This window comes from Brevundimonas nasdae, assembly GCF_016654005.1.
Lineage (GTDB): Bacteria > Pseudomonadota > Alphaproteobacteria > Caulobacterales > Caulobacteraceae > Brevundimonas > Brevundimonas nasdae.
The window spans coordinates 131,478-154,376 of the sequence record NZ_JAEPWN010000002.1 but is presented as its reverse complement, the minus strand read 5'-3'; the positions used below and the strand labels follow the sequence as shown (position 1 = coordinate 154,376).

General features: G+C 66.4%; 17 protein-coding genes. 8 read left to right on the top strand and 9 right to left on the bottom strand.

What is annotated here, in order from left to right; translation table 11 throughout:
• Positions 1 to 37 precede the first annotated feature (37 nt).
• Together JKF87_RS04010 and JKF87_RS04005 are read right to left on the bottom strand one after the other, a co-directional pair.
• A complete protein-coding gene (locus JKF87_RS04010; RefSeq protein WP_201097528.1) occupies positions 38 to 1,450 on the bottom strand; it encodes an FAD-binding oxidoreductase in 1,413 nt (470 codons plus the stop codon).
• A gap of 95 nt (positions 1,451 to 1,545) precedes the next feature.
• Positions 1,546 to 3,276 (bottom strand): cytochrome c biogenesis protein DipZ, encoded by a 1,731-nt coding sequence (locus JKF87_RS04005; RefSeq protein ID WP_201097526.1) that lies wholly within the window; start codon positions 3,274 to 3,276, stop codon positions 1,546 to 1,548.
• Positions 3,277 to 3,421: 145 nt separating this feature from the next.
• Here JKF87_RS04005 and parC point away from each other — a divergent pair, with 145 nt between their 5' ends.
• The 3 genes from parC to JKF87_RS03990 all read left to right on the top strand — a co-directional run bounded on the left by parC (position 3,422) and on the right by JKF87_RS03990 (position 7,336).
• Positions 3,422 to 5,626, top strand: a complete 2,205-nt coding sequence (gene parC / locus JKF87_RS04000) for a DNA topoisomerase IV subunit A (protein WP_201097523.1) — start codon at positions 3,422 to 3,424, stop codon at positions 5,624 to 5,626.
• Positions 5,627 to 5,713: 87 nt separating this feature from the next.
• On the top strand, positions 5,714 to 6,283 hold the full coding sequence (locus tag JKF87_RS03995; RefSeq protein WP_201097521.1) for a LemA family protein: 570 nt from the start codon (positions 5,714 to 5,716) through the stop codon (positions 6,281 to 6,283).
• Between the two features lie 6 nt (positions 6,284 to 6,289).
• Positions 6,290 to 7,336, top strand: a complete 1,047-nt coding sequence (locus JKF87_RS03990; protein WP_201097519.1) for a M48 family metallopeptidase — start codon at positions 6,290 to 6,292, stop codon at positions 7,334 to 7,336.
• Positions 7,337 to 7,533: 197 nt separating this feature from the next.
• On the opposite strand, the gene JKF87_RS03985 is transcribed toward JKF87_RS03990, so the two are convergent.
• Positions 7,534 to 8,268, bottom strand: a complete 735-nt coding sequence (locus tag JKF87_RS03985; protein ID WP_201097517.1) for an arginyltransferase — start codon at positions 8,266 to 8,268, stop codon at positions 7,534 to 7,536.
• Positions 8,269 to 8,382: 114 nt separating this feature from the next.
• Positions 8,383 to 9,282 carry a flagellar motor protein MotB gene (locus tag JKF87_RS03980; RefSeq protein ID WP_201097515.1) on the bottom strand — a complete coding sequence of 300 codons (900 nt, stop codon included), beginning with the start codon at positions 9,280 to 9,282 and terminating at the stop codon, positions 8,383 to 8,385.
• A 128-nt stretch (positions 9,283 to 9,410) separates the two neighbouring features.
• On the opposite strand from JKF87_RS03980, the gene JKF87_RS03975 reads away from it, so the two are divergent.
• On the top strand, positions 9,411 to 10,277 hold the full coding sequence (locus tag JKF87_RS03975) for an NAD(P)-dependent oxidoreductase (protein WP_201097513.1): 867 nt from the start codon (positions 9,411 to 9,413) through the stop codon (positions 10,275 to 10,277).
• A 4-nt stretch (positions 10,278 to 10,281) separates the two neighbouring features.
• On the opposite strand, the gene recG is transcribed toward JKF87_RS03975, so the two are convergent.
• Positions 10,282 to 12,369, bottom strand: a complete 2,088-nt coding sequence (gene recG / locus JKF87_RS03970; protein ID WP_201098179.1) for an ATP-dependent DNA helicase RecG — start codon at positions 12,367 to 12,369, stop codon at positions 10,282 to 10,284.
• 143 nt (positions 12,370 to 12,512) lie between these two features.
• Here recG and JKF87_RS03965 point away from each other — a divergent pair, with 143 nt between their 5' ends.
• The gene (locus tag JKF87_RS03965) at positions 12,513 to 12,806 is read left to right on the top strand and encodes a succinate dehydrogenase assembly factor 2 (RefSeq protein WP_201097511.1); all 294 of its coding nucleotides are present in this window, start codon (positions 12,513 to 12,515) and stop codon (positions 12,804 to 12,806) included.
• Entirely contained in the window at positions 12,806 to 16,252 is a 3,447-nt protein-coding gene (mfd, locus tag JKF87_RS03960) for a transcription-repair coupling factor (RefSeq protein WP_201097509.1), read from the top strand. Before JKF87_RS03965 ends, mfd begins: the two co-directional genes overlap by 1 nt.
• A 20-nt stretch (positions 16,253 to 16,272) precedes the next feature.
• On the opposite strand, the gene JKF87_RS03955 is transcribed toward mfd, so the two are convergent.
• Positions 16,273 to 17,580 carry a diguanylate cyclase domain-containing protein gene (locus JKF87_RS03955; RefSeq protein ID WP_201097507.1) on the bottom strand — a complete coding sequence of 436 codons (1,308 nt, stop codon included), beginning with the start codon at positions 17,578 to 17,580 and terminating at the stop codon, positions 16,273 to 16,275.
• Positions 17,581 to 17,780: 200 nt separating this feature from the next.
• Between JKF87_RS03955 and JKF87_RS03950 the strand changes: the two genes are divergently transcribed.
• A complete protein-coding gene (locus tag JKF87_RS03950; protein WP_236261107.1) occupies positions 17,781 to 18,728 on the top strand; it encodes a YihY/virulence factor BrkB family protein in 948 nt (315 codons plus the stop codon).
• Here JKF87_RS03950 and JKF87_RS03945 read toward each other — a convergent pair.
• Positions 18,682 to 18,936 carry a sulfurtransferase TusA family protein gene (locus tag JKF87_RS03945; RefSeq protein WP_201097503.1) on the bottom strand — a complete coding sequence of 85 codons (255 nt, stop codon included), beginning with the start codon at positions 18,934 to 18,936 and terminating at the stop codon, positions 18,682 to 18,684. The two genes, JKF87_RS03950 and JKF87_RS03945, sit on opposite strands and share 47 nt — an antisense overlap.
• Entirely contained in the window at positions 18,933 to 19,421 is a 489-nt protein-coding gene (locus JKF87_RS03940) for a CinA family protein (RefSeq protein WP_201097502.1), read from the bottom strand. Before JKF87_RS03940 ends, JKF87_RS03945 begins: the two co-directional genes overlap by 4 nt.
• A gap of 40 nt (positions 19,422 to 19,461) precedes the next feature.
• Between JKF87_RS03940 and JKF87_RS03935 the strand changes: the two genes are divergently transcribed.
• Complete coding sequence (locus JKF87_RS03935) at positions 19,462 to 21,753, top strand: fused MFS/spermidine synthase (RefSeq protein ID WP_201097501.1); 2,292 nt, start codon at positions 19,462 to 19,464, stop codon at positions 21,751 to 21,753.
• On the opposite strand, the gene JKF87_RS03930 is transcribed toward JKF87_RS03935, so the two are convergent.
• The gene (locus JKF87_RS03930) at positions 21,750 to 22,898 is read right to left on the bottom strand and encodes a bifunctional 2-C-methyl-D-erythritol 4-phosphate cytidylyltransferase/2-C-methyl-D-erythritol 2,4-cyclodiphosphate synthase (RefSeq protein WP_201097499.1); all 1,149 of its coding nucleotides are present in this window, start codon (positions 22,896 to 22,898) and stop codon (positions 21,750 to 21,752) included. The two genes, JKF87_RS03935 and JKF87_RS03930, sit on opposite strands and share 4 nt — an antisense overlap.
• Position 22,899: the final 1 nt, after the last annotated feature.

Genomic DNA, 22,899 nt, shown 5'->3' with positions numbered 1-22,899 from the left:
GCTTTGCGCGTGTGCTAACGAAACGGCTGTACCGCGGCTAGAACAGCACAGCCGGGTTCATGATCCGCTTGGGATCAATGGCGAGGCGGATGGCGGCCATGGTCTCGATCTCGAGGGCGGACTTGTAGCGTTTGACCTCTTCGGTCTTGAGCCGTCCCAAACCGTGTTCCGCCGAGATGGAGCCATCGTAGCCGCCGACGACGTCGTGGACGACCTGCGACCCCTGTTTCCAGCGGCCGATGAAGGCGGGGATGTCCTCGCCGACGCCGGGCAGGATGTCGTAGTGCAGATTGCCGTCGCCGACATGGCCGAAGACAGAGACGCGGGCGCCGGGGTGGAAGCGCTCGACGGCGGCGGTGGCCTCGTCGATGAAGTCGGCGATGCGGCTGATGGGGACCGAGACATCGTGCTTCCAGCCGCCGCCTTCGGGTTTCAGAGCCGCAGAATGTTCTTCGCGCAGACGCCAGAAGGATGTGCGCTGGGCGTCGTTCTGGGCGATGGCGGCGTCGTTGATCAGACCTTCTTCGAAGGCGACCTCCAGCAGGCGTTCAAGCTGGGCCTCGGCGCCGCCCGGCGTGCCGGACGTGATCTCGATCAGAACGTACCAGTCGGGCGTCGAATCCAGCGGTTCGCGGGTGTCGGGGATGTTCTTGAGCACCAGCTCCATGCCCAGACGCTTCATCAGCTCAAAGGCCTCGACGCCGCCGCCCGTTTCGGCCTTGGCGCGGGCCAGAAGTTCGACCGAGGCGGCAGCGGTCTCAAGCCCGACGATGGCGACGGCGCGCGAACGCATGATCGGGAACAGCTTCAGGGTGGCGGCGGTGACGACGCCCAGGGTGCCCTCGGCCCCGATCAACAGCTGCTTGAGGTCGTAGCCGGTGTTGTCCTTGCGCAGCCGCTTCAGACCATTGAAGATTTCGCCATTGGGCATGACGGCCTCGATGCCCAGCACCAGATCGCGCATCATGCCGTAGCGCAGAACCTGGGTGCCGCCAGCGTTCGTCGAGATGACGCCGCCGATGGTGGCCGAACCTTCCGCCGCCAGGCTGAGCGGGAAATAACGGCCCGCCGCCGTCGCCGCCTGCTGCGCCTCCAGCAGGGTCAAACCGGCCTCGACGGTCATGGCGTCGTCCAGCGGGGTGACATCACGGACGGCGCGCATCTTGCGCGTCGACAGCAGGACCTCGCCAAAGGGAATCTGGCCGCCGACCAGGCCGGTGCCGCCGCCGTGGGGCGTGATGGCCACGCCTTCACGCGCGCAGATGGTCACGGCCCTGGCCGTTTCCTCGACCGAGCGCGGTGTCAGCAGGATCGGCGTATTGCCAGTCCACCGATTGCGCCATTCCGTCAGCGACGGGGCGATGACGTCGGCGTCCTGGGTCCAGCCGCCGGGACCCAGTGCGGCCTTCAATTCGTCGAGAACAGCGGAGGAGGGGGCGGTCGTGCTCATGGCCCCCTTTTGTCAGGCGTCGCCGTTCGTTGGAAGGCGTTTTCGCCGTCTTTGGTACGTGATGTGACCACGCCGCAAGGAGAGGCGGGACGGCTCTAGCCGAAGGTGAAGGCGAAGACCTGGACGCCGGGGTCGAGGAACTGGATCTCGAACGTGTGCTCGCCGACGGGGGCGGCCTGACGGATCAGTTGATACAGGCGTTCGCTGTCGACCTGACCTTCGCCTTGGGCATCGATGTCGACGCCTGCGTCAGGGCCGGGCGCAACACCGTCGATCAGGACGCGGAACCGCACCTTGGCGCCGCTCTGGCTCGGGCCCATGACCAGATGCAGGTCGCGGGCCTTGAAACGGAAGGACAGGCGTCCGCCTGCGGTTTGCAGGTCCGCGTGCTCACGGGTCACGCGCCAGCGGCCCAGCAGGCTCCAGTCATTGAGGTTCAACGGGCTGGCGACGTAATCCTTGACCGCATCGGCGGCCAGACCGCCCGGAGAGCGGAAATTCTCGGCGCGGGCATAGCCGACATAGGTTTCGGGCGAGGCGATCTGGTCCATGTCGGCGGCGGCTTCGGCGCCCCTGGCCTGAACCTGCACCACGCCGCTGGCGACATTGGCCGCGCCGGCCTCTCGCAGCAGTTGCTGGATGACCCGTTCAGAGCCGTCGTAGTCGCCTTCGCCGAAATGGTGGTGGCGGATCTGGCCCTTGGCGTCGATGAAATAGTGGGCGGGCCAGTAGTTGTTCCTGAAGGCGCGCCAGATGGCGAAATCATTGTCCATGGCGACAGGGTAGGTGACGCCCAGACGTTCGACCGCCTGGCGGACATTGGCCTCTGACTTCTCGAAGGCGAACTCGGGCGTGTGGACGCCGATCACGACCAGACCCTGATCCTTGTATTTCTCGGCCCAGGCCCGGACGTACGGAATGGAGCGCAGGCAGTTGATGCAGGAATAGGTCCAGAAATCGACGACCACGACCTTGCCGCGCAGCTGCTCGGTCGTCAGGGGCGGGGAGTTGATCCAGGTGACCGCCCCCGTCAGCGGCGGCATGACGCCCTCGACCGGCAGGTTGGCCAGATCGGTCGGGGCCTGGTTCACGGGCGCACCGCGACCGATGGTGGTCAGCAGCGTCTGTTCGATCCGGCCCGTGCTGCCCGCCGACACACGGGGCAGCAGTCCGGTGTCCAAACCCAGGGCGATGGCGGCGACGCCGATCAGGACCAGAACGCCCAGCCCCCGCCTGATCCATTCGCCTGCGCCCAGCGCCCCCTTCATCGCCTTGAACACCCGCCCGCCGACCAGCAACGCCAGGGCCAGAGACGTGGCGGCCCCGCCCGCATAGGCCAGCAACAGGATGGTGGTTCCCACGCCTGCGCCCTGCAGCGCCGCGCCGGTCAGGATGACGCCCAGGATCGGACCGGCGCACGGCGCCCACAGCAGCCCTGTCGCCACCCCCAGCAGCAGAGAGGCGCGGACATCGCCCTGATCGCCGGAATGCCGCTCGGCCCGCTCGGTCAGCCACGACCCCATCGCCACGAAGGGCCGCATCAATCTGTCGCCGACGGAGGGCAGCAGCAGGCTGAGGCCCAGCACCGCCATGACGGCCAGTGCGATCCAACGTCCGGCCTCATTGGCGCGCACCGCCCATCCGCCGCCCAGCGCCGCCAGACTGGCCACGCCTGCGAAGGTCACGGCCATGCCGATCAACAACGGGAAGCCGTTCCTGACGAACGGCTTGTCCGCCCGTGCGAAGACGAAGGGCAGGACGGGCAATATGCAGGGGCTGACGATGGTCAGGGCACCGGCGAGATAGGACAGCAGGAACAGGATCATTGGGGCCGCCTGATGCGATGTGACCCCTCAGATACGAACGCCGGAGCCATTTGGTTACTCTTGGGCGCGCTTATTCCCAGATAGAAGCGCGAACAGGGGACGGACGGGCTAGACTTCCGGCTTCCGATCCCCGATTCGCAGTGCCATGACGATCCACGCCCCGCCGCCGGAAGGCGGCCGCATCATCGACGAGCCGATGGAGACGGCGCTTAGCCGCCGCTATCTGGCCTACGCCCTGTCGACCATCACCAACCGCGCGCTGCCTGACGTGCGCGACGGGTTCAAGCCCGTGCACCGGCGCATCCTGTACGCGATGCATCAGATGCGGCTGAACCCGCAGGCTGCGGCGCGCAAATGCGCCAAGGTCGTCGGTGAAGTCATGGGTGGTTATCACCCGCACGGCGACGCCTCGATCTATGAGGCCCTGGTCCGCCTGGCCCAGGACTTCGCCCAGCGCTATCCGCTGGTCGACGGTCAGGGAAACTTCGGCAACATCGACGGCGATAGCGCCGCAGCCATGCGCTACACCGAGTGCAAGCTGACGCCCGCCGCCGTGCTGCTGCTGGAAGGCATCGATCAGGACGCCGTCGATTTCCGCCCCACCTATGACGATCAGGATGAAGAGCCGATCGTCCTGCCCGCCGGGTTCCCGAACCTGCTGGCCAATGGTTCGTCCGGAATCGCGGTCGGCATGGCCACCTCGATCCCGCCGCACAATGTCGGCGAACTGATCGACGCCTGCCAGTTGCTGCTGGAACGGCCCGAGGCGACGACGGCGGAACTGGTGCAGATCGTGCCGGGGCCGGACTTCCCCACGGGCGGCGTGTCGGTCGAGGGCGCGGCCTCGATCCTGGACGCCTATGAGACGGGCCGGGGCGGGGTGCGCCTGCGCGCCAAATGGGTTGAGGAGAAGCTTGATCGCGGCGCCTATCAGATCATCATCACCGAGATGCCGTATCAGGTGCAGAAGTCGCGCCTGATCGAGGCGCTGGCGGACCTGATCGAGAACAAGAAGGCGCCCCTGCTGGGCGATGTGCGCGATGAGTCGGCGGAAGACATCCGCCTGATCCTGGAGCCCAAGAACCGGACCATCGAGCCTGAAATGCTGATGGAAAGCCTGTTCAAACTGTCTGATCTGGAGGTTCGCTTCCCGATCAACATGAACGTGCTGGACGCCAGCGGCACGCCCCGTGTCATGGGCCTGAAGGATTGCCTGCGGGCCTTCCTGGATCACCGTCGCGAAGTGCTGAACCGCCGGTCGGAATGGCGAATCGCGCGGGTCGAGAAGCGGCTGCACCTGTTGGAAGGGCTGCGGATCGTCTTCCTGAATCTGGACGAGGTCATCCGCATCGTCCGCGAGGAGGAGCAGCCCAAGGCCGTCCTGATCGCCCGGTTCGGACTGACGGAAGTTCAGGCCGACTTCATCCTCGACACCCGGCTGCGTCAGTTGGCGCGTCTGGAAGAGATGACGATCGAGAAGGAATTCAAGGAGCTGTCTGAAGAACTTGCCAACCTGAAGGCGCTGACGTCGTCGGAAGGCAAGCAATGGAAGGCGATCTCCAAGGAACTGGAAGCCGTTCGCAAGGCCCTGATCTCGCCGCGCCGGACCACCATCGCCGACGCCGTGGATGCCTCGGCCTTCGTCGCGCCCGAGGCCTTCATTCCGCGCGAAGCCATCACCGTCATCTTGTCGGAACGCGGCTGGATCCGCGCCGCCAAGGGCAAGGTCGAGGACCCGTCGGAGCTGAAGTTCAAGGAAGGCGACCAACTGGCCTATCTGGTCCCGGCCTATACGACTGACAAACTGCTGGTCGGGGCGTCGGACGGACGGATCTTCACCATCGGTGCGGACAAGCTGGCGTCCGGGCGCGGGCACGGCGAACCCTTGCGCCTGATGATCGACCTGGATGAAAGCGCCCAGATCATCAATCTGCTGGCGCACCAGCCGGGCGGAAAGCTGCTGATCGCGTCAAAGGCCGGTTACGGCTTCATCGCGCCGGAAGACGACACCCTGGCCCAGAAGCGGGGCGGCAAACAGGTGCTGAACGGCGAGCTTCTGGCCATGCTGCGGGTGAATGGCGATCACATCGCCACCATCGGCGAGAACATCAAGACGCTGATCTTCCCCCTGGCCGAACTGCCCGAAATGGGGCGCGGCAAGGGCGTCAAACTGCAGAACTTCAAGCAGGGCGGTCTGGCCGACGTCGCGGTGTTCAACGCCGAAACGGGGCCGGAATGGGCGGATGGCGGCGGGCGTCGCCGCAACTGGCCCGACTGGAAGGACTGGCTGGGCAAGCGCGCCGGGGCCGGACGCCAGGGGCCGCGCGGCATGCGCAAGTTCCGCGCATGATTTGTCGCAGCTGACCTGTCACGATTTTCACTAGGAAGGGGGGCTGCGGCTCTCCATATTCCGCATTGAATTCTGGAGGGAGACCCAATGATCACCTTGATCATCATCGGCGTTGTCGTCGCTGTAGTGCTGTTCGCCGTTGTGGGCGCTTACAACCGCCTGGTGAAGCTGGACCAGTCGGCCAACCAGTCGTTCGCCGACATCGACGTGCAGCTGAAGCAGCGTCAGGACCTGATCCCCAATCTGGTCGAGACGGTGAAGGGCTACGCCACGCATGAGCGCGGCACGCTGGACGCCGTCACCCAGGCGCGCGCCGCCGCCTCCGGGGCCCGCACCGTCGACGACAAGGTTCAGGCCGAGAACATGCTGACGGGCGCCCTTGGCCGCCTGTTCGCCGTGTCCGAGGCCTATCCGGACCTGAAGGCCAACACCAACTTCCAGCAGTTGCAGATGGACCTGTCGGACATTGAGAACAAGCTGGCCGCCGCCCGCCGCTTCTTCAACAATGCGGTCAGCGAGTTCAACGCCGTGCGCCGCCAGTTCCCGACCGTTCTGTTCGCCGGTTTGTTCGGCTTCGGTTCGGACAAGCCCTTCTTCGACGTGGGCGATGGCGAACGCGCGGCCCTGAACGCCGCCCCGCCGACGGTGAAGTTCTAAGCGTCAATGGCTGTCTTCGGTCAGGCCGTCGGCCTGCAGACCCACATCTGGCAGAACAACACCCGGTCAGTGATCCTGCTGGCCGGGTTCCCGATTCTGCTGGTCGGCATCCTGTTCGCCGTTCAGGTGCTGATGATGGGCTTCGGTGTGTTGCCTAACTCTGGCGGCGATCTGGGCCAGGATCTGGCAAAGGCCGCTGGCATGCTGGGCTGGACGGTTCCCTTCGCCGCCATCGCCGCCGCCATCTGGTTCGTCATCGCCTATTTCGGCAACCAGATGATGATCGACGCCATGACCGGCGCCCGCCCGGTCGAACGCCGCGTCGAGCCGGAACTTTATAATCTGCTGGAGAATCTGGCGATCTCGCGCGGCATGAAGACGCCGACGCTGCGCATCATCGAAAGCCCGGCGCTGAACGCCTATGCGTCCGGCCTGCATGAGGGAAACTACAGCGTTACGGTCACGCGTGGTCTGATGCAGACGCTTAACCGCGACGAACTGGAATGCGTCCTTGCTCACGAACTGACCCACGTCATCAACAAGGACGTGCGGACCATGGTGATCGCCTCGATCTTCGCGGGCATCATCAGCGTCATCGCGGAACTGATCTTCCGGGGCCTGTTCTACATGCGCAGCGGGCGCGACCGCGACAACAAGAACGCCATGCCGCTGATCCTGATCGGTCTGGCGGTCGGGGCCATCGGCTTTGGCCTGGCGGCGGTGATCCGCATGACCCTGTCGCGGACGCGTGAATATGTGGCTGATGCGGGCGCGGTCGAACTGACCAAGAACCCGGACGCCATGATCTCGGCCCTGCGCAAGGTGTCGGGTCAGTCCAAGCTGGAGGCGCCGGACGAACTGCGCGGCATGTTCCTGGACAACACGGCCAATAAGTCGGAGTTCTCGGGCCTGTTCGCCACGCACCCGCCCATCGAAAAGCGGATCGAGGCGCTGATCAGGTTCGCAGGCGGTCGGGACGAGGGGCCGTGGGGTGCGGTCTCATCCGTGCCGGTTACGCCGTCGCGCGCCAGCACCTCGGTGCCGACGACGTGATCATTCTTAGGTTAAACCTATATTCAGTTGTTTCGCTTTTCGGATCGTCATTCCGGGGCTGAGCGTAGCGAAGAACCCGGAATCCAGAGCCACGGTCGCGCCGCTGGTCGCATTCGACGCCTAATGCGAGCCTCCTGGGTTCCGGGTTCGTCCTTCTGACGCCCCGAAATGACGGCTTTGGTCCGCATGTCGTGAACCTAAGGCAGGCGCTCCCAGCCCAGGGGCCTGAGCGCCTCCATCGGGCGGAAGTCGGCCTTGTAGTCCATCTTCTCGGAGCCCTGGACCCAATAGCCCAGATAGACGAACGGCAGGCCGACGATCTCGGCCTGTCGAACGTGATCCAGAATGGCGAACCGGCCCAGGCTGCGTTTTAGCAGGGTCGGGTCATAGAAGCTGTAAACCATCGACAGGCCGTCGTTCAGCAGGTCGGTCAGGGTCACCGCGACCAGATCGCCCGGCCCGGCGTCGGTCGAGGGCAGGCGATACTCGATCAGATGGGTGCGGACGGCCGTGTCCTCGACCATGGCCACATAGTCCAGCCAGCCCATGTCGCTCATGCCGCCGGTCGGGTGGCGCGTGGTCAGATAGCGGCGCAGAAGCTGGAACTGCTCGGTCGTGGCCTCGGCCTCGACCAGACTGCGCGACAGGTCGTTGTTGCGCGCCAGAATCCTGCGCTGGGACCGACTGAAGGTGAAATCGGCCACGGGCAACCGCACCGACACACAGGCGTCGCAGGCCTCGCACGCGGGGCGATAGGCGATGTTCTGGCTGCGACGGAACCCGGCGACCGTCAGTTCGTCATTGACGTGGGCGCCGTCGGTGAAGGGCAGGTTGGCGAAGACCTTCCGCTCCGTCTTGCCCGGCAGATAAGGGCAGGGCGCGACTGAGGTCATGTAGAACCGGAGCTGTCTTGTCGGTACGTGCTGCGTCACGGCCTTAGGTCCGCATCCGATCTTGCCAATATTGCGACAGGTCCGTCGCGTGGAGACAATTTTCCGCCATTCGGCGCCGGGCTGCAAGCGGCTTCGCGCTGCAGCCGAACCGGATCACAGCGAGGTGTCCATAGGCAGGACCGGCGCTTCACGCAGCAGGACGATGGCGATGCGGCGGTTGCCCGCCAGCGACGGGTCGTCGGGGTAGAGGGGATCGGACCCGGCCTTGCCCGACACCGAATAGATGCGATCCGGGTCGACCCCGGCGTTCTGCAGCACCAGACGCGATCCGTTGGCCCGTTCCGAGGACAGGGTCCAGTCGCCCGGCGCGCTGGCCCGGTTTGATCCGGCGGCGGCGCTGGTGTGGCCGGTGATCGAAATGCGGTTGGGCAGTTGGTTGATGACCTTGGCGATGGCGCGCAGCAGCACCTGAGCGCGGGCGTTAGGCCGCCCCGAGTTGTTGTCGAACATCGAGCGGCCTTCCTGATCGACCAACTGGATGCGCAGGCCTTCAGGCGTCTGATCGACGATCAGCTGTTTCGACAGTTCGGCCAGTTCCGGCATCGACTGCATGGCCTGACGCAGAGATTCGGCGGCGCTGGCGAACTGGGCGGCCTCGCGGCGTTCGATCTCAGCCTGCAGGGCCGCGTCGCTGGCGGAGGACAGATTGGCGCTGGCGCCGGGGCTGGTCGCATCGGCGGGCGCCTCAAGCGCTAGCTGCTCGATCACGGACATTGAGCCGGAACTCTTGGACCCGTCGTCGCCCAGCGCCGTGCCGCCCAATATGCCGCCAGAGCCGGAGGTGGCCGTGGAGACGTTGGCGGGGGCGAAATACTCTGCGATGCCGCGCTTCTGCTCCGGGTCGGTCGCATTGATCAGCCACATCAAGAGGAAGAAGGCCATCATGGCGGTGACGAAGTCGGCGTAGGCCACCTTCCACGCGCCGCCGTGGTGGCCTCCGCCGGAGACCTTCTTGACCTTTTTGATGAGGATCGGGCGATCACTCGCGGGCATGGCTGGGCATCTCGACGGCTGGTGTCCCATTCTGACCCGCCCAAGGTTAACCGCGCGTTGCACTTCATCTGTCGCTTGAACCCTGCGACGACGCGGCCTAGTCGGGCGCGGGAACAAAGGAGCCTGTCATGAAGATCGCATTCGCTGGCCTGGGCGTCATGGGCGCCCCGATGGCGCGACATCTGGTCAATGCGGGGCACGATGTGACCGGCTTCAACCGCACGACGGCCAAGGCCCAGGCCTGGGCGACGGCGACGGGTGCCCGGTTCGCACCAACGGTGGCCGAGGCGACCCAGGGCGTCGAACTGTTCATCCTGTGCGTCGGCAATGACGACGACGTGCGCGCTGTCGCGACCGAGGCCCTGCCGCATCTGGCGGCGGGCGCCGTCATCGTCGACCACACCACGACCTCGGCCAAGGTGGCGCGCGAAATGGCGGAAATGGCTCAGGCGCAGGGACGCTGGTTCATCGACGCCCCGGTGTCAGGCGGTCAGGCTGGAGCCGAGAACGGCCAGCTCAGCGTCATGGCTGGCGGCGATGCAGACGCCTTGGCTAGGGCAGAACCGGCGCTGAACACCTATTCCAAGGCGATCAAGCACATGGGACCGGCGGGCTCCGGTCAACTGACCAAGATGGTCAACCAGATCGCCATCGCCGGCGTGGTGCAGGGTCTGGCCGAGGCGGTGCATTTCGCCCAGGTCGCAGGCCTGGACACCGACGCCGTCTATGAGGCCGTGTCCAAGGGCGCGGCGCAAAGCTGGCAGATGGACAATCGCTGGAAGACCGCGGTGAAGGGTGAGTTCGAGTTCGGCTTCGCCGTCGACTGGATGCGCAAGGATCTGGGTCTGGTGCTGGACGAAGCCCGCACGAACGGCGCCATCCTCAGCCAGACCGCACTCGTCGATCAGTTCTACGCCGAGGTCCAGGCCATGGGCGGCGCCCGCTGGGACACCTCCAGCCTGGCGGCCCGTTTGCAGGCCCGCACGAAGGGCTAGGTCCTCAGTCCGCTCCTGCCTTGTGTGCCTTCCAGTCGAACAGTTCTTCCAGCACCTGAATGGCCTGGCCGCGTTCTGAGGTCAGGTCCGGGTCGCGGTTCATGATCAGGCGGGCGTCGTCGGCGGCGGCCAGCATCAGACTGCGATGCCGGATCGGATCGGCGAAACGATAGGCGGGGAAGCCGCTCTGTTTCAGGCCCAGAGGATCGCCGCCGCCCCGCAGGCGGAAGTCTTCCTCGGCGATCTCGAAGCCGTCCTCGGTGCGGCGAAGGGTCTCCAGACGTTCCTTGGCCGTTTCCCCGAGCGCGCCGTCCTGACCGCCGTACAGCAGGATGCAGGAACTGGCCTTGGCGCCCCGGCCCACGCGGCCTCGCAACTGGTGCAGCTGGGCCAGGCCGAAGCGATCGGCGTGTTCGATGACCATGATCGAGGCGTTGGGCACGTCCACGCCCACCTCCACGACGGTTGTGGCGACCAGCACGGGGATGCGCCCGTCCGCAAAGTCGGCCATGACGGCCTCGCGCTCGGCGCCGGGCATCTGGCCGTGGGCCAGTCCGACCTCGACGTTCAAGAGGCGACGCAGATCATCGGCGCGGTCAACGGCGGCGGCCAGGTCGATGGCTTCGGATTCGGCGACCAGCGGACAGATCCAATAGGCCTGCGCGCCGCTTTCGACGGCGGTCTTCAGCCGGGCGGCGACTTCGCCGATGCGGGCAAGCGGCAGGACGGCGGTCGTGACGGGCGTGCGGCCGGGCGGTTTCTCGGTCAGGCGGCTGACCTCCAGTTCGCCGTACTGGGTCAGCTCCAGCGTGCGCGGGATGGGGGTCGCCGACATGGTCAGCAGGTGGACGGCGCCGATGCGGGGGTCGCCCTTGGCCTGAAGCCGCTGGCGTTCGTTGACGCCGAAACGGTGCTGTTCGTCGATGACGGCCAGGGCCAGCCGGTCGAAACGAACGGCGTCCTGGAACAGGGCGTGGGTGCCGATGGCGATCTGGGCCTGACCCGAGACCAGGGCCGCCAGCTTCTCGCGCCTTTGGCCATTGGTGTCGCGCCCGGTCAGCAGCACGGCGGTGACGCCAGCCGCCGCCAGCATCGGGCCGAGTTTTTCATAGTGCTGGCGCGCGAGGATTTCGGTCGGGGCCATCAGGGCGGACTGGAAGCCGCTGGAGGCCGCATCGACCAGGGCGAGCGCGGCGACGGCGGTCTTGCCCGAGCCGACATCGCCCTGCAGCAGCCGCCCCATCTGCTGGCCGGACGCCAGATCGCGGCGGATTTCGGCGACCGCCTGGGCCTGAGCATTGGTCAGTTGGAAGGGCAGGGCCTGAAGCAGATGCTCGGACGCTGCGCCCGGTGCGATGACCGGGGCCAGTTTGATTGCACGCGCACGACGGCGGCGGGCCAGGGCCAGTTGGTGAGCCAGAAACTCGTCATAGGCCAGACGTTGGCGCACCGGCGCGTCGGGCGTCAGGTCCAGTTCGCCAGTCGGCGCATGAAGGGCGTCAAGCGCGGCGCGCCAGCCCAGCCAGTTCTGCTTCTTCAGCCAGGCGGCGTCCTGCCATTCCGGCAGGTCGGGGGCGGCGGGCAGGGCGGTCTGAACCAGTTTGCGCAGCTGGCGGGAGGTCAGGCCCTGTGTCGCGGGATAGACCGGCTCTGACGATGGGATGTCCGTCGCCTTGTCCACCGTTACGATGTCGGGGTGGACGATCTGGACCTCGCCGTTGAAGCGTTCGACCTTGCCCGAGACCAGACGTGTCTCGCCGCGCGGCAAAAGGCGGTCGACATGCTGGGCCGAGCCGCCGAACCAGACCATGTGGACGAAGCCGGTCGGGTCACTGGCCCGCACCTTCAGGGGGGCGCCCGGGCGGCTGGGAACGAACATCCGGTCGATGGTCACTTCGAAGACGCCGACCTCGCCATCGACGGCGGTCGCGGCCTGCATCGGACGGCGCACGATGACGCCAGAGGGGCTCAGGAAGGCAAGGTCACGCACCAAGGGCCCCGCGACCTTTTGCACCAGCGGCAGGACGCGAGGACCCACGCCCTTCAGGGTGGAGACCTCGGCGAACAGGGGAAAGAGAATCTGCGGACGCATCGCCGTGAGCATAGCGTGACCATCACGGGTGGCGAAGTGGCTCCGGGGACGCTATTTGACCCAACCTGTTTGAAAGTCTGGACCGGGCAAGGATTCTTGTGGCCGAAATCGACGCGCGTCCCCCAAGCGAAAGTGGCGACGAAATGACCCCCGAACGCCGGCAGCGGCTGGGCCGCATCCAGTTCCGCTCATGGCGGCGGGGCTTCCGTGAGGCCGACATGGTGCTGGGTCCATTCTCGGATCAGGTGGCGCCGACCCTGAGCGATGCCGAGCTGGATGAGTATGAGCGGCTGATCAATGAAGAGGATCAGTGGCTTTACGGCTGGATCATCGAACGTGATCCGACGCCGCCCGAGTTCGAGACGCCGGTGATGGCCAGGCTGCGGACCTTCATGCGCGCGCATGTGGCCGCCGAGGTCAGCAAGGGGATCGGCTGATGGACGCGCAGGTGCATCGGACCGACGCGGAGCTGGGCGGCGCGCCGGAAGGCCTTGACGCCCTGATCGTCGCCGAACGGGTCAAGGCGTCGGGCGGCGTCGGCCTGTTCGTCGCACGCGATTATCAGCGTTCGGGGGCATTCGTTCAGGCGTTTCAGTTCTTCACGCAAGATATTGAAGTGCTGGAATATCCGGCATGGGATTGCCTGCCTTACGACCGGCTCAGCCCGACCGCCGGGATCGCCGCCCAACGCATGGCGACCCTGACGCGGCTGGCGCAGCGCAAGCCTGACGATGCGCCGGTTCTGGTGGTCACCACGGTGTCGGCGGCCATGCAGCGCACGCCGCCCCGGTCGGTGACGACGCTGGCGGGTTTCGACGCCAAGGTCGGGCGTGATCTGGATATCCAGGCGCTGGAGCGGTACTTCGCCGCCAATGGCTATGTCCGCGCCTCGACCGTATCCGAGCGCGGCGAATTCGCGGTGCGCGGCGGGGTGGTGGATGTCTTCCCGCCCGGCTTCGCCGAGCCGGTGCGTCTGGACATGTTCGGCTCCGAGCTGGAATCGATCCGCACCTTTGATCCCGAAACCCAGCGTTCGACCGGACAGATGAAGGCGGTCGCCCTGGCGCCTGTGTCCGAAGCCCTGCTGGACAAGGAAGCCATCTCGCGGTTCCGCACGGGATACCTGAACCTGTTCGGGGCGCCGGGCGACGACCCGCTGTACGCCACCATCAGCGAGGGCGCGCGACGCCAGGGCATGGAGCAGTGGCTGCCGCTGTTCTACGATGGGCTGGACACCCTGTTCGACTACCTGCCGGATCAGGCGCAGGTCTTCCTGGACAATCAGGTCGAGACGGCGCGCAGCGAGCGCTGGGATCTCGTCGCTGACGCCTATGAGGCGCGGGCAGAGGCCGCCAAGACCAAGGGCGGGGCCAGCGCCAATCGCGCCCTGCCGCCAAAACGGCTGTACCTGGAGGAAGGCGACTGGAACCAGGCCCTGGCCGGTCGTGCTGTGCGGCGCTTCACGCCCTTCTCCAGCGGTGGAGAGGATGCAGGCGGACGGCTGGGTCGCACGTTCGGCGCGGAGCGGGCCCAGGACAGCGTCAATCTGTTCGAGGCCGTCGCCGCCCACGCCCAGACTTTGAAAAGCGAGGGCAAGCGCGTTCTGTTCGCGTCGTGGACAGAGGGTTCGTCTGACCGTCTGGCGACCATGCTGGCGGACCACGGGCTGGATCACATCGTCGCCGTGCGCGACTGGGACGACGTCCAGAATGCGCCCAAGGACATCTACCTGCGCGGCGTGCTGCCGGTGGAGCATGGGTTCGTCACCGACGACGTGGCGGTGATCTGTGAGACGGACATCCTGGGCGATCGTCTGGCGCGGCCAAGGAAGAAGCGGCGGGCGTCGAACTTCCTGGCCGAAGCCTCGGCCCTGACGACCGGCGATCTGGTCGTGCACCTGGATCACGGCATCGGGCGGTATGAGGGGCTGAAGACGCTGGACATCCAGCAGGCGCCGCACGACTGCCTGGAGCTGTTGTACGCCGGTGAGAGTAAGCTCTATCTGCCGGTTGAAAACATTGATCTTCTGACCCGATACGGCTCGGACTCGGAAGGCGCGCAGCTGGACCGGCTGGGCGGCGCTGGCTGGCAGGCGCGCAAGGCCAAGGCCAAGGAACGCCTGCGGGCGATGGCCGAGGGGCTTATCGCGCTGGCGGCCAAACGTGCGCTGCGTGAAACCGAAGCCGTGGTTCCGCCATCCGGCCTGTTCGCCGAGTTCTGCGCCCGCTTCCCCTACGAGGAGACGGACGACCAGTTGAACGCCATCGGCGATGTGCTGGAAGACCTGGGCAAGGGCACGCCGATGGATCGCCTGATCTGCGGCGATGTCGGCTTCGGCAAGACCGAGGTGGCGCTGCGGGCGGCCTTCGTCGTGGCCATGACGGGCCAGCAGGTGGCCATTGTCGCGCCCACGACCCTGCTGGCGCGCCAGCACTTCAAGACCTTCACCGAACGCTTCGCCGGCTGGCCGGTGAAGGTGCGGCAGTTGTCGCGGATGGTGGGGTCGAAGGAGGCGGCGGAGACGCGGCAGGGGCTGAAAGACGGTTCGGTCGAGATCGTCGTCGGCACCCATGCGGTGCTGTCGGAACAGGTCGGGTTCCGTGATCTGGGCCTGGTGATCGTGGATGAGGAGCAGCACTTCGGCGTCAAGCACAAGGAGAAGCTGAAGACCCTGCGCGCCGACGTGCATCTGCTGACCCTGACCGCGACGCCGATCCCGCGCACGCTGCAGATGGCGCTGTCGGGCATCCGCGAGATGTCGATCATCGCCACGCCGCCGGTCGACCGTCTGGCGGTGCGGACCTACGTCACGCCTTGGGACCCTGTGCTGGTGCGCGAGGCCCTGCTGCGCGAGAAATATCGCGGCGGTCAGGCCTATTATGTCGCGCCGCGCCTGAAGGACCTGCCGGACATCGAGAAGTTCCTGCGCGAGCAGGTGCCGGAGGTGAAGTTCGTCGTGGGCCACGGCCAGATGAGCGCGACCCAACTGGAGGAGGTCATGAGCGCCTTCTACGACGGCGAATACGACGTGCTGGTCTCGACCACCATCGTGGAGAGCGGGCTGGATATTCCCACGGCCAACACGCTGGTGGTGCACCGCGCCGACATGTTCGGTCTGGCGCAGCTTTATCAGATCCGCGGACGGGTCGGGCGTTCCAAGGCGCGCGCCTTCGCCTATCTGACCACCGATGCGGTCAAGCCGATGACCCTGTCGGCCGAGCGGCGGCTGCAGGTGCTGCAGTCGCTGGATAATCTGGGAGCCGGGTTCCAACTGGCCAGCCACGATCTGGATCAGCGCGGCGGCGGTAATCTGCTGGGCGATGAACAGTCGGGCCACATCCGCGAGGTCGGCGTCGAACTGTACCAGCAGATGCTGGAGGACGCGGTCGCCGAGCTGCGCGAAAACGGCGAGCCGGGAGCGGTGGATCGCGGCTGGTCGCCGTCGATCAATGTGGGCGCTTCTGTTCTGATTCCAGAGAACTACGTCCCAGACCTGAACGTGCGTCTAAGCCTTTATCGACGCCTGTCCGACGCCGAACAGGCCGAGGACCGCGAAGCCCTGGCTGCTGAACTGATCGACCGGTTCGGCCCGCTGCCGGACGAGGCGCAGCAACTGCTGAAGATCGTCGGCATCAAGGCGAACTGCCGCAAGGCCTGTATCGAGAAGATCGACATCGGCCCGCGCGGCGCCGTGCTGACCCTGCGTGACAACAGTTTCCCCAACCCCGTCGGGCTGGTGGGGCTGATCCAGAAGAACCAGGCGTTCTGGAAGATCAGGCCGGATCAGAAGATCGTGGTGTCAGGCGACTGGCCGACGGCAGAGGACCGGCTGAAGGTGGCGGAAGGGATCACGGCCGACCTGGCCCGGGTGGCGGGGGCGTAGGCGCCCCGCCTGCGGTTGATCTAGCGCGTCCGTTCGAACAGATCGGCGGACGCGCGTTCCAGCAGGGCGCCGGGGGCTTCGCCTTCGCGCATTTCAGCGACGCCCACATCGAACTCGGCCACGAAGGGCGAGCGGTCGGCGCCTGCGTCAAACGCGGTGCAGCCGATGACGGCGGCGATGCGTTCAGCGGCCAGCCGGGCCTGGGCGGCATGGGTGGCGGGCAGAGCCAGGGCGAACACTTCCTTGGCCAGACGCGCGGGCGTGTCCTCGATGCGGACCAGACGCGACACCATCGCCCCGATCTGGGGCATGGCCCGATCCAGCCAGCTGCCCTGGCGCGCCCAGGCGACGGCCTCGGTTTCTCGAACACGCAGGACGCAGACCGACAGGGGACGACGGCGCGCGCGGGCGCCTTCGGCGATGCGGCCCAGGTGGGCGGCGAACAGCTCAGGGGTGAACAGGCCTGTCGTGGGGTCCATCACATCCAGGCTGCGCACCGAATCCAGCGTCCGGCGGATCGACAGGTGGCGACGATGGGCCGCCGCTAACGCCAGCAGACGCTCGGCCGTTTCATCCTCGGGCGTGTCGGCGGCTGCGACGTCGGCGAATCCGCGATTGAACAGCTCCGACAACCCCATCTCGGTCTGGCCGCGCAGATAGAGCATCAAGGGGATGTGATAGAGGCGGGTGTTCCGCTTCATGCCCGAGGCGATGGACAGGGCAGGGGCGTGATCCTCCGCCCCCCACAGGACGGCGGCGTCGAACGGGCTTTCGTGCAGATAGTCGAAGGCGGTGTAAGGCGTCGGCGCAGCGATCACCTCGACCCCCTGGGCGGTCAAAAGATTGGACAGGGCCAGGAAGCGCCGGTCCGCCGACCCGGCCGCCAGGATGCGCAAGGGGGCTTCGCCCTCCGGGCGGGCGGTCAAATCGACGCCGCGCAGGGAGAAGGTCGTGGTGCGGAGGTGATATTCCTCTTCGGCGATGGAGGCGCGGACCAGCTGCTCCAGCCGCAGGGCGGCCTGAGCCGGGTGCGGCGGCGCGGACATGACCAGATCAGCGCCTTCGACGGTGTCAGGTCTTGCGCCGACGACCAGAACCGGAAGGCGGCGCGGTTCGGCGGCGGCGCGCAGGCGCAGGGCCGCGTCAGGCGCAAAAGAAGCGATGTCGATGATGGCCGCTTCCAGGGGGAAGTCCTGCAGCGTGGCGGCGGCGGAAGCCAGATCGCGAGCGGTCACGGTGCGCCAGCCCAGCGCATCCAGTCCCTCGGCCAGCGGCCCGATCCGACCGTCATCGGCCGCCAGGATCAATACACGCGCGTCGAAAGCCAAGCAGATCGTCTCCAGGGGACGCCCCCGTCCCAACGCGCCCATACCGCCTGGACCGCGCGCGGACCATAGGGATGCTATGCTTAAGGAAGTTATGTCGTGGACGAACGTCCCAATACGGGAACATTCACGCGGTTGCGACTTCCTTGAGCGCGGGAATCCGCTAGGTTCCGCCGCTTGGCGTAACGGTTGTGGGGACCGGCTTGAGTGACAATCTGACCCGTTCGGTGCTGAAGGCGCCCAGATTCTGGGGCGGCCTTGCGGTCCGGGCCTTCACGCGCAGCTGGGGCCGGGACGTGATGCTCTACACGGGCGGGGTGTCGTTTTTTGCGCTGCTGGCCGTGTTTCCGGCCATCGCCATCCTGATCGGTTTCTACAAGCTGGGCCTGTCGATCAATGAAGTCAGCGCCCAGGCGACGGCTCTGTCGGATCTGCTGCCCAGCGCTGCGCAGAACATTTTCCAGAGCGAGATCACGCGGCTGAGCAACGCCTCAGCGCGGACGGTGTCGGCCCAAAGCGCATTCGCCCTGTTCGTCGGCGCCTATGCGGCGCACCGGGGTTTCAAGGCTCTGCTGGCCGGGCTGAACCTGATCCACGACGAGACAGAGCCGCATGGGTTCTTCAAGTTCAACCTGCTGGCGTTTTTCGTCGCCGTCTTCGCCTTTGCGCTGTTCACCGTGGTGTCGGGCGCCGTCGTGACGGTTCGGATCATGGCCCATGCCGCAAATGCAACGGGCGCGGTCGCCGAACAGGGGCGGTTCATGCCGTTCGATTCGGCCCTGCCGGCCATCGGCCTCGTGATCGGGCTGACCATGCTTTATCGCTATGCCATGAGCCATACGACGCCGGTGGCCTGGGTTCCGGCCATCACGGGCGGCGTGGTCGCAACCTGCATGTCGGTCGTGTCGTCATGGCTGTGCGCCATCTATGTCGAGCAGATCGCGCCGCTGGGCGCCACCTATGGATCGGTGGGCGCCGTGGTGGTCCTGCTGATCTGGCTGTCGTGGAACGTGAACGCCATCTTCTATGGCGGCGCATTCGCCACCGAGATGGAGATCGCCGACAAGGCCCGGCGCGTGCCCGAAGAAGCGCCCGCAGAGGTCGTCAATCTGTCCGAGCGTCGGGCGTCGCGGGTCCGCTCTCGACGGTGAGGTGCAGGACGCCGTCGATGTCCTGGATTTCGACAAGGCGTCCGTTCTTCTGGCTCATCATGAACGGCACATCGATGCGCGCCATTGCGTCGGTCGCCAGCAGGACGAAACGCACACCCGGCGCGGCGTCGGCCATGGCCTTCTGCAGTTTCAGGCTGGGCGTGGGGCAGCGGTGACCGCGCGCGTCGACAATGATGGGTTGGTTCACCCCAGTTGATCCGCCAGCATCGACAGGGCGGTGCGGACGCTGGCCATGCGAATGGCGTCACGACCAATGTCGCCGAACCGTTTCTGGACGTGCGTCAGGCCCTTTGGCCCCTGAGACGCGAAATGAACCAGCCCGACCGGCTTGTCGTCCGAACCGCCGCCGGGCCCCGCGATGCCGGTGACCGAGACGCTGATTTCTGCGCGGGAGTTGGAGACGGCGCCTTCGGCCATGGCTCGCGCGGTTTCTTCCGACACCGCGCCGTGGGCCATCAGCGTGGTCTGGCGGACGCCCAGCATCTGGCTCTTGGCCTCATTGCTGTAGGTGACGAAGCCCCGGTCGAGCGCAGAAGAGGAGCCGGGAACGGCGGTGATGGCCGAGGCGACCAGACCGCCCGTACAGCTCTCGGCTGTCGCCAGCATCAACCCTCGCGCGGTGGACGCCGCGACAATCTGTTGCGCCAGTTGCTGAATGTCATCGGGGAACATGTGCTTTTCATAATCGCCGAACCGGGTTCTAACCAGAGGCATGACCGATTTCGCGGACGCTCCAACGCCAGTCTCGGAAATGAAACGGGATCGGTCGACACCGATCCTGTTCGCCGTCGCCATCTTCACCTCGGCCTGTCTGGTCTTCGTGGTTCAGCCGATGGTGACCAAGCTGGTGCTGCCGACGCTGGGCGGTTCGCCGTCGGTGTGGAACGCGTCGATGGTCTTCTTCCAGACCGCGTTGCTGGCGGGATATGGCTATGCCCACCTGCTGCAGCGGATCGGGTCGATCCGAACCCAGGTCATGGTGCATGTGGGCCTGCTGTTGCTGGCGGCCCTGTTCCTGCCGCTGAAGATCAACGGCCTGTTGGGCGATCCTGACCCGGCGGCGCCTGTAGCCTGGCTGCTGGGCACGCTGGCTCTGTCGATCGGAGCCCCGTTCGCCATCCTGTCGGCGACTGCGCCCCTGTTGCAGGCCTGGTATGCGCGGGTGCGGGCGGGCCACGCCGACGGCAAAAACCCGTATGTCCTCTATGCGGCGTCCAACCTGGGCAGCTTCCTGGCCTTGCTGGCCTATCCGGTGCTGATCGAGCCGCTGGCCAGCCTGTCGGGGCAGCGTTGGGGGTGGAGCGGCGGTTACGCCCTGTTCCTGCTGATGGTGATCGGCCTGTCGCTGGTGGTGTGGCGGCGGCGTGCGGAGGCGGCGCCCGAACCCGCCACGTTGGCCGTCAGCCCGCCGATCTCATGGCGGGAGAAGGGGATGCTGGTCCTGCTGGCGGCGGCGCCGTCCAGCCTGATGCTGGGCGTGACCGCGCACCTGTCGACCGATGTGGCCTCGGCCCCCTTCCTTTGGGTCATCCCGTTGGCGCTTTATCTGCTGACCTTTGTCATCGCCTTCCAGTCGCGGCCATTCATCCCGCCGCACATAGGTCTGGCGTTCCACGGGGCGGCGGCGGCCCTGTGCGCGGCGATGATCGCGTTTCGCACTGGCGAGTGGGCGCTGGTGTTCTTCGTCAATCTGGCGGCCTTCTTCTTCACAGCCCTGATGTGCCACCAGCGTCTGGCGGCGCGACGGCCAGCCCCCGATCGCCTGACCGAATTCTATCTGCTGCTGTCGTTCGGCGGCGTCGTCGGAGGCGTGTTCAACGCCCTGATCGCGCCCGTCATCTTCAACATGGTCTGGGAGTATCCGATCGTCCTGGTCGCAGCGGTCCTGTTGCGCCCGTGGGGACGCGACGCCTTCAAGCCGTGGCAGATCATCTGTTTCCTCGGCGCGCTGGCCATCGCACTGGCGCCGCCGGTCCTGCTGGAGATCATGCGCTACAATCCCGATTTCAGGGCCATGGTCCCCGCGGGCGAGACGCCCCGGATTGCGCAGGGCATTCTGGGCATCGCTGCCGTCATCGCGTTTCTTGTGCGGGATCGGGCGCTGCTGTTCGCCATTGCGCTGGCGACCATGGTCTGGTCGGGGCTGCATATCGCGCGCGGCTATGACTGGGACCTGACGGAGCGCAGCTTCTTTGGCGTGATGCGCGTGGCGACGACGCAGGATCAGGCTCTGGGCGGACGGATCCATGTGCTGATGCACGGCACGACCCTGCATGGCGCCCAGTCGATGGAGGCTTCGCATCGGTGCGCGCCCACCCTCTACTACGCCAAAAGCACGCCTCTGGGGCAGTCGGCGCTCAAGACCCAGGAACGCCATCCCGAGGGCGCCGTGATCGGCGTTGTGGGGCAGGGATCGGGCGCCATGGCCGCCTATAAACGGGCCGAGGACCGGCTGACCTTCTTCGAAATCGACCCGATGGTGGACCGCCTGTCACGGGATCCCAAGTGGTTCAGCTTCATCAATGGCTGCGCCGATGGTCCCGTCCGAACAGTTCTGGGCGACGCGCGTCTGACGATGGAGCGGGAGCCTGCGGGAACCTATGACCTGCTGGTGATCGACGCCTTCACGTCTGACGCCGTGCCGACACACCTGCTGACGGTCGAGGCGATCAAGGGCTATCTGCGTCTGCTTAAACCCGACGGGGTCGTGGTGCTGCACCTGTCGAACCGGAACCTTGAGATCACTCTGCCCGCAGAGGCGGCGGCCCAGGCGCTGAACGTCCCGAACCTGCATCAGATATATTTCGAACGTAAGGACGGGCCAGGCATGTCGGAGGCCTCGACCGAAGCGCTGATCATCGGCAAGTCTGAAGCCGCACTTGCCCCCTATCGCGCGGATGGGCGCTGGCGGACGCTGGAGCGGACAGGCGTTCGTCCGTGGACGGACGACTACGTCAATCTGTTCGGTTCATTGCTCCGGCAATGGAAGATGGCGGAGCGTTAAAGCGCCTGCGGTGCGGGCATGTCGACAGTCGCGACGGCCTGCGCCGCCATGCCTTCGCCGCGTCCGGTGAAGCCCAGGCCCTCGGTCGTGGTCGCCTTGACGCTGACGGCGTCGAGCGGCAGGGCCAGAATGGCGGCGATCCGCTCACGCATGGCCTGACGATGCGGCTTCACCTTGGGCTGTTCGCAGATCAGGGTGACGTCGACATTGATGATGCGGCCGCCGCGCGCCGTCACCAGTTCGGCGGCGTGTTGCAGGAAGCGGTCGGACGCTGCGCCCTTCCACTTCGGATCGCTGGGCGGGAAATGATCGCCGATGTCGCCCTCGGCGATGGCGCCGAGCAGGGCGTCGGTCAGGGCGTGCAGACCCACATCCGCATCGGAATGGCCGATCAGGGTCTGGTCATGCGCAACTTCGACGCCGCAGAGCCAGACCGAGCCGCCGGGCCCCCAGCGGTGAACATCATAGCCGGAGCCGATGCGGGTCTGACGGGGCAGCAGTGCCTCGGCCATGGCGAAATCCTCAGGGTAGGTCAGTTTCATCAGGCGCTGGTCGCCCTCGATCAGGACGACGCGTCCGCCGTTGCGTTCGACGACGACCGCTTCGTCGGTTGGCGCATCTGCGCCGGTCCAGGCGGCGTAGGCGGCCTCGATGGTCTGTCGGCGGAAGGCTTGCGGTGTCTGGGCGCGCCACAGGCCCTCGCGTTCGACCACGCCCGCCATCCGGCCGTTTTCGCCACGGCGCAGGCTGTCGGCCACGGGCAGGGCGGGCAGGGCGCCGTCGGCTTCGTCGAGAGCGGCCGCCAGGCGCTCTATGACGGCCTGGGACAACAGGGGGCGCGCGGCGTCGTGGATCAGGACCGGCTGGTCGGCCGGGCAGGTCAGGGCGGTCAGGCCTGCACGAACAGAATCGGCGCGCGCAGCCCCGCCGGTGACGCTGCGCCAGTTGGACAATCCGGCCAGAACATCGACGGCGCGCGCGTCTTCGCCGGGGGCGACCACGATCACGACCTCATCAGCGCCGGCGTTCAGCAGGGCCTCGACCGACCAGCGCAGGACAGGCTTGCCGCCCAGTGCGCGCCACTGCTTGTCGCCGCCCGCGCGCGAACCAGAGCCAGCCGCAACGATAATGCCTGAAAACCTCATG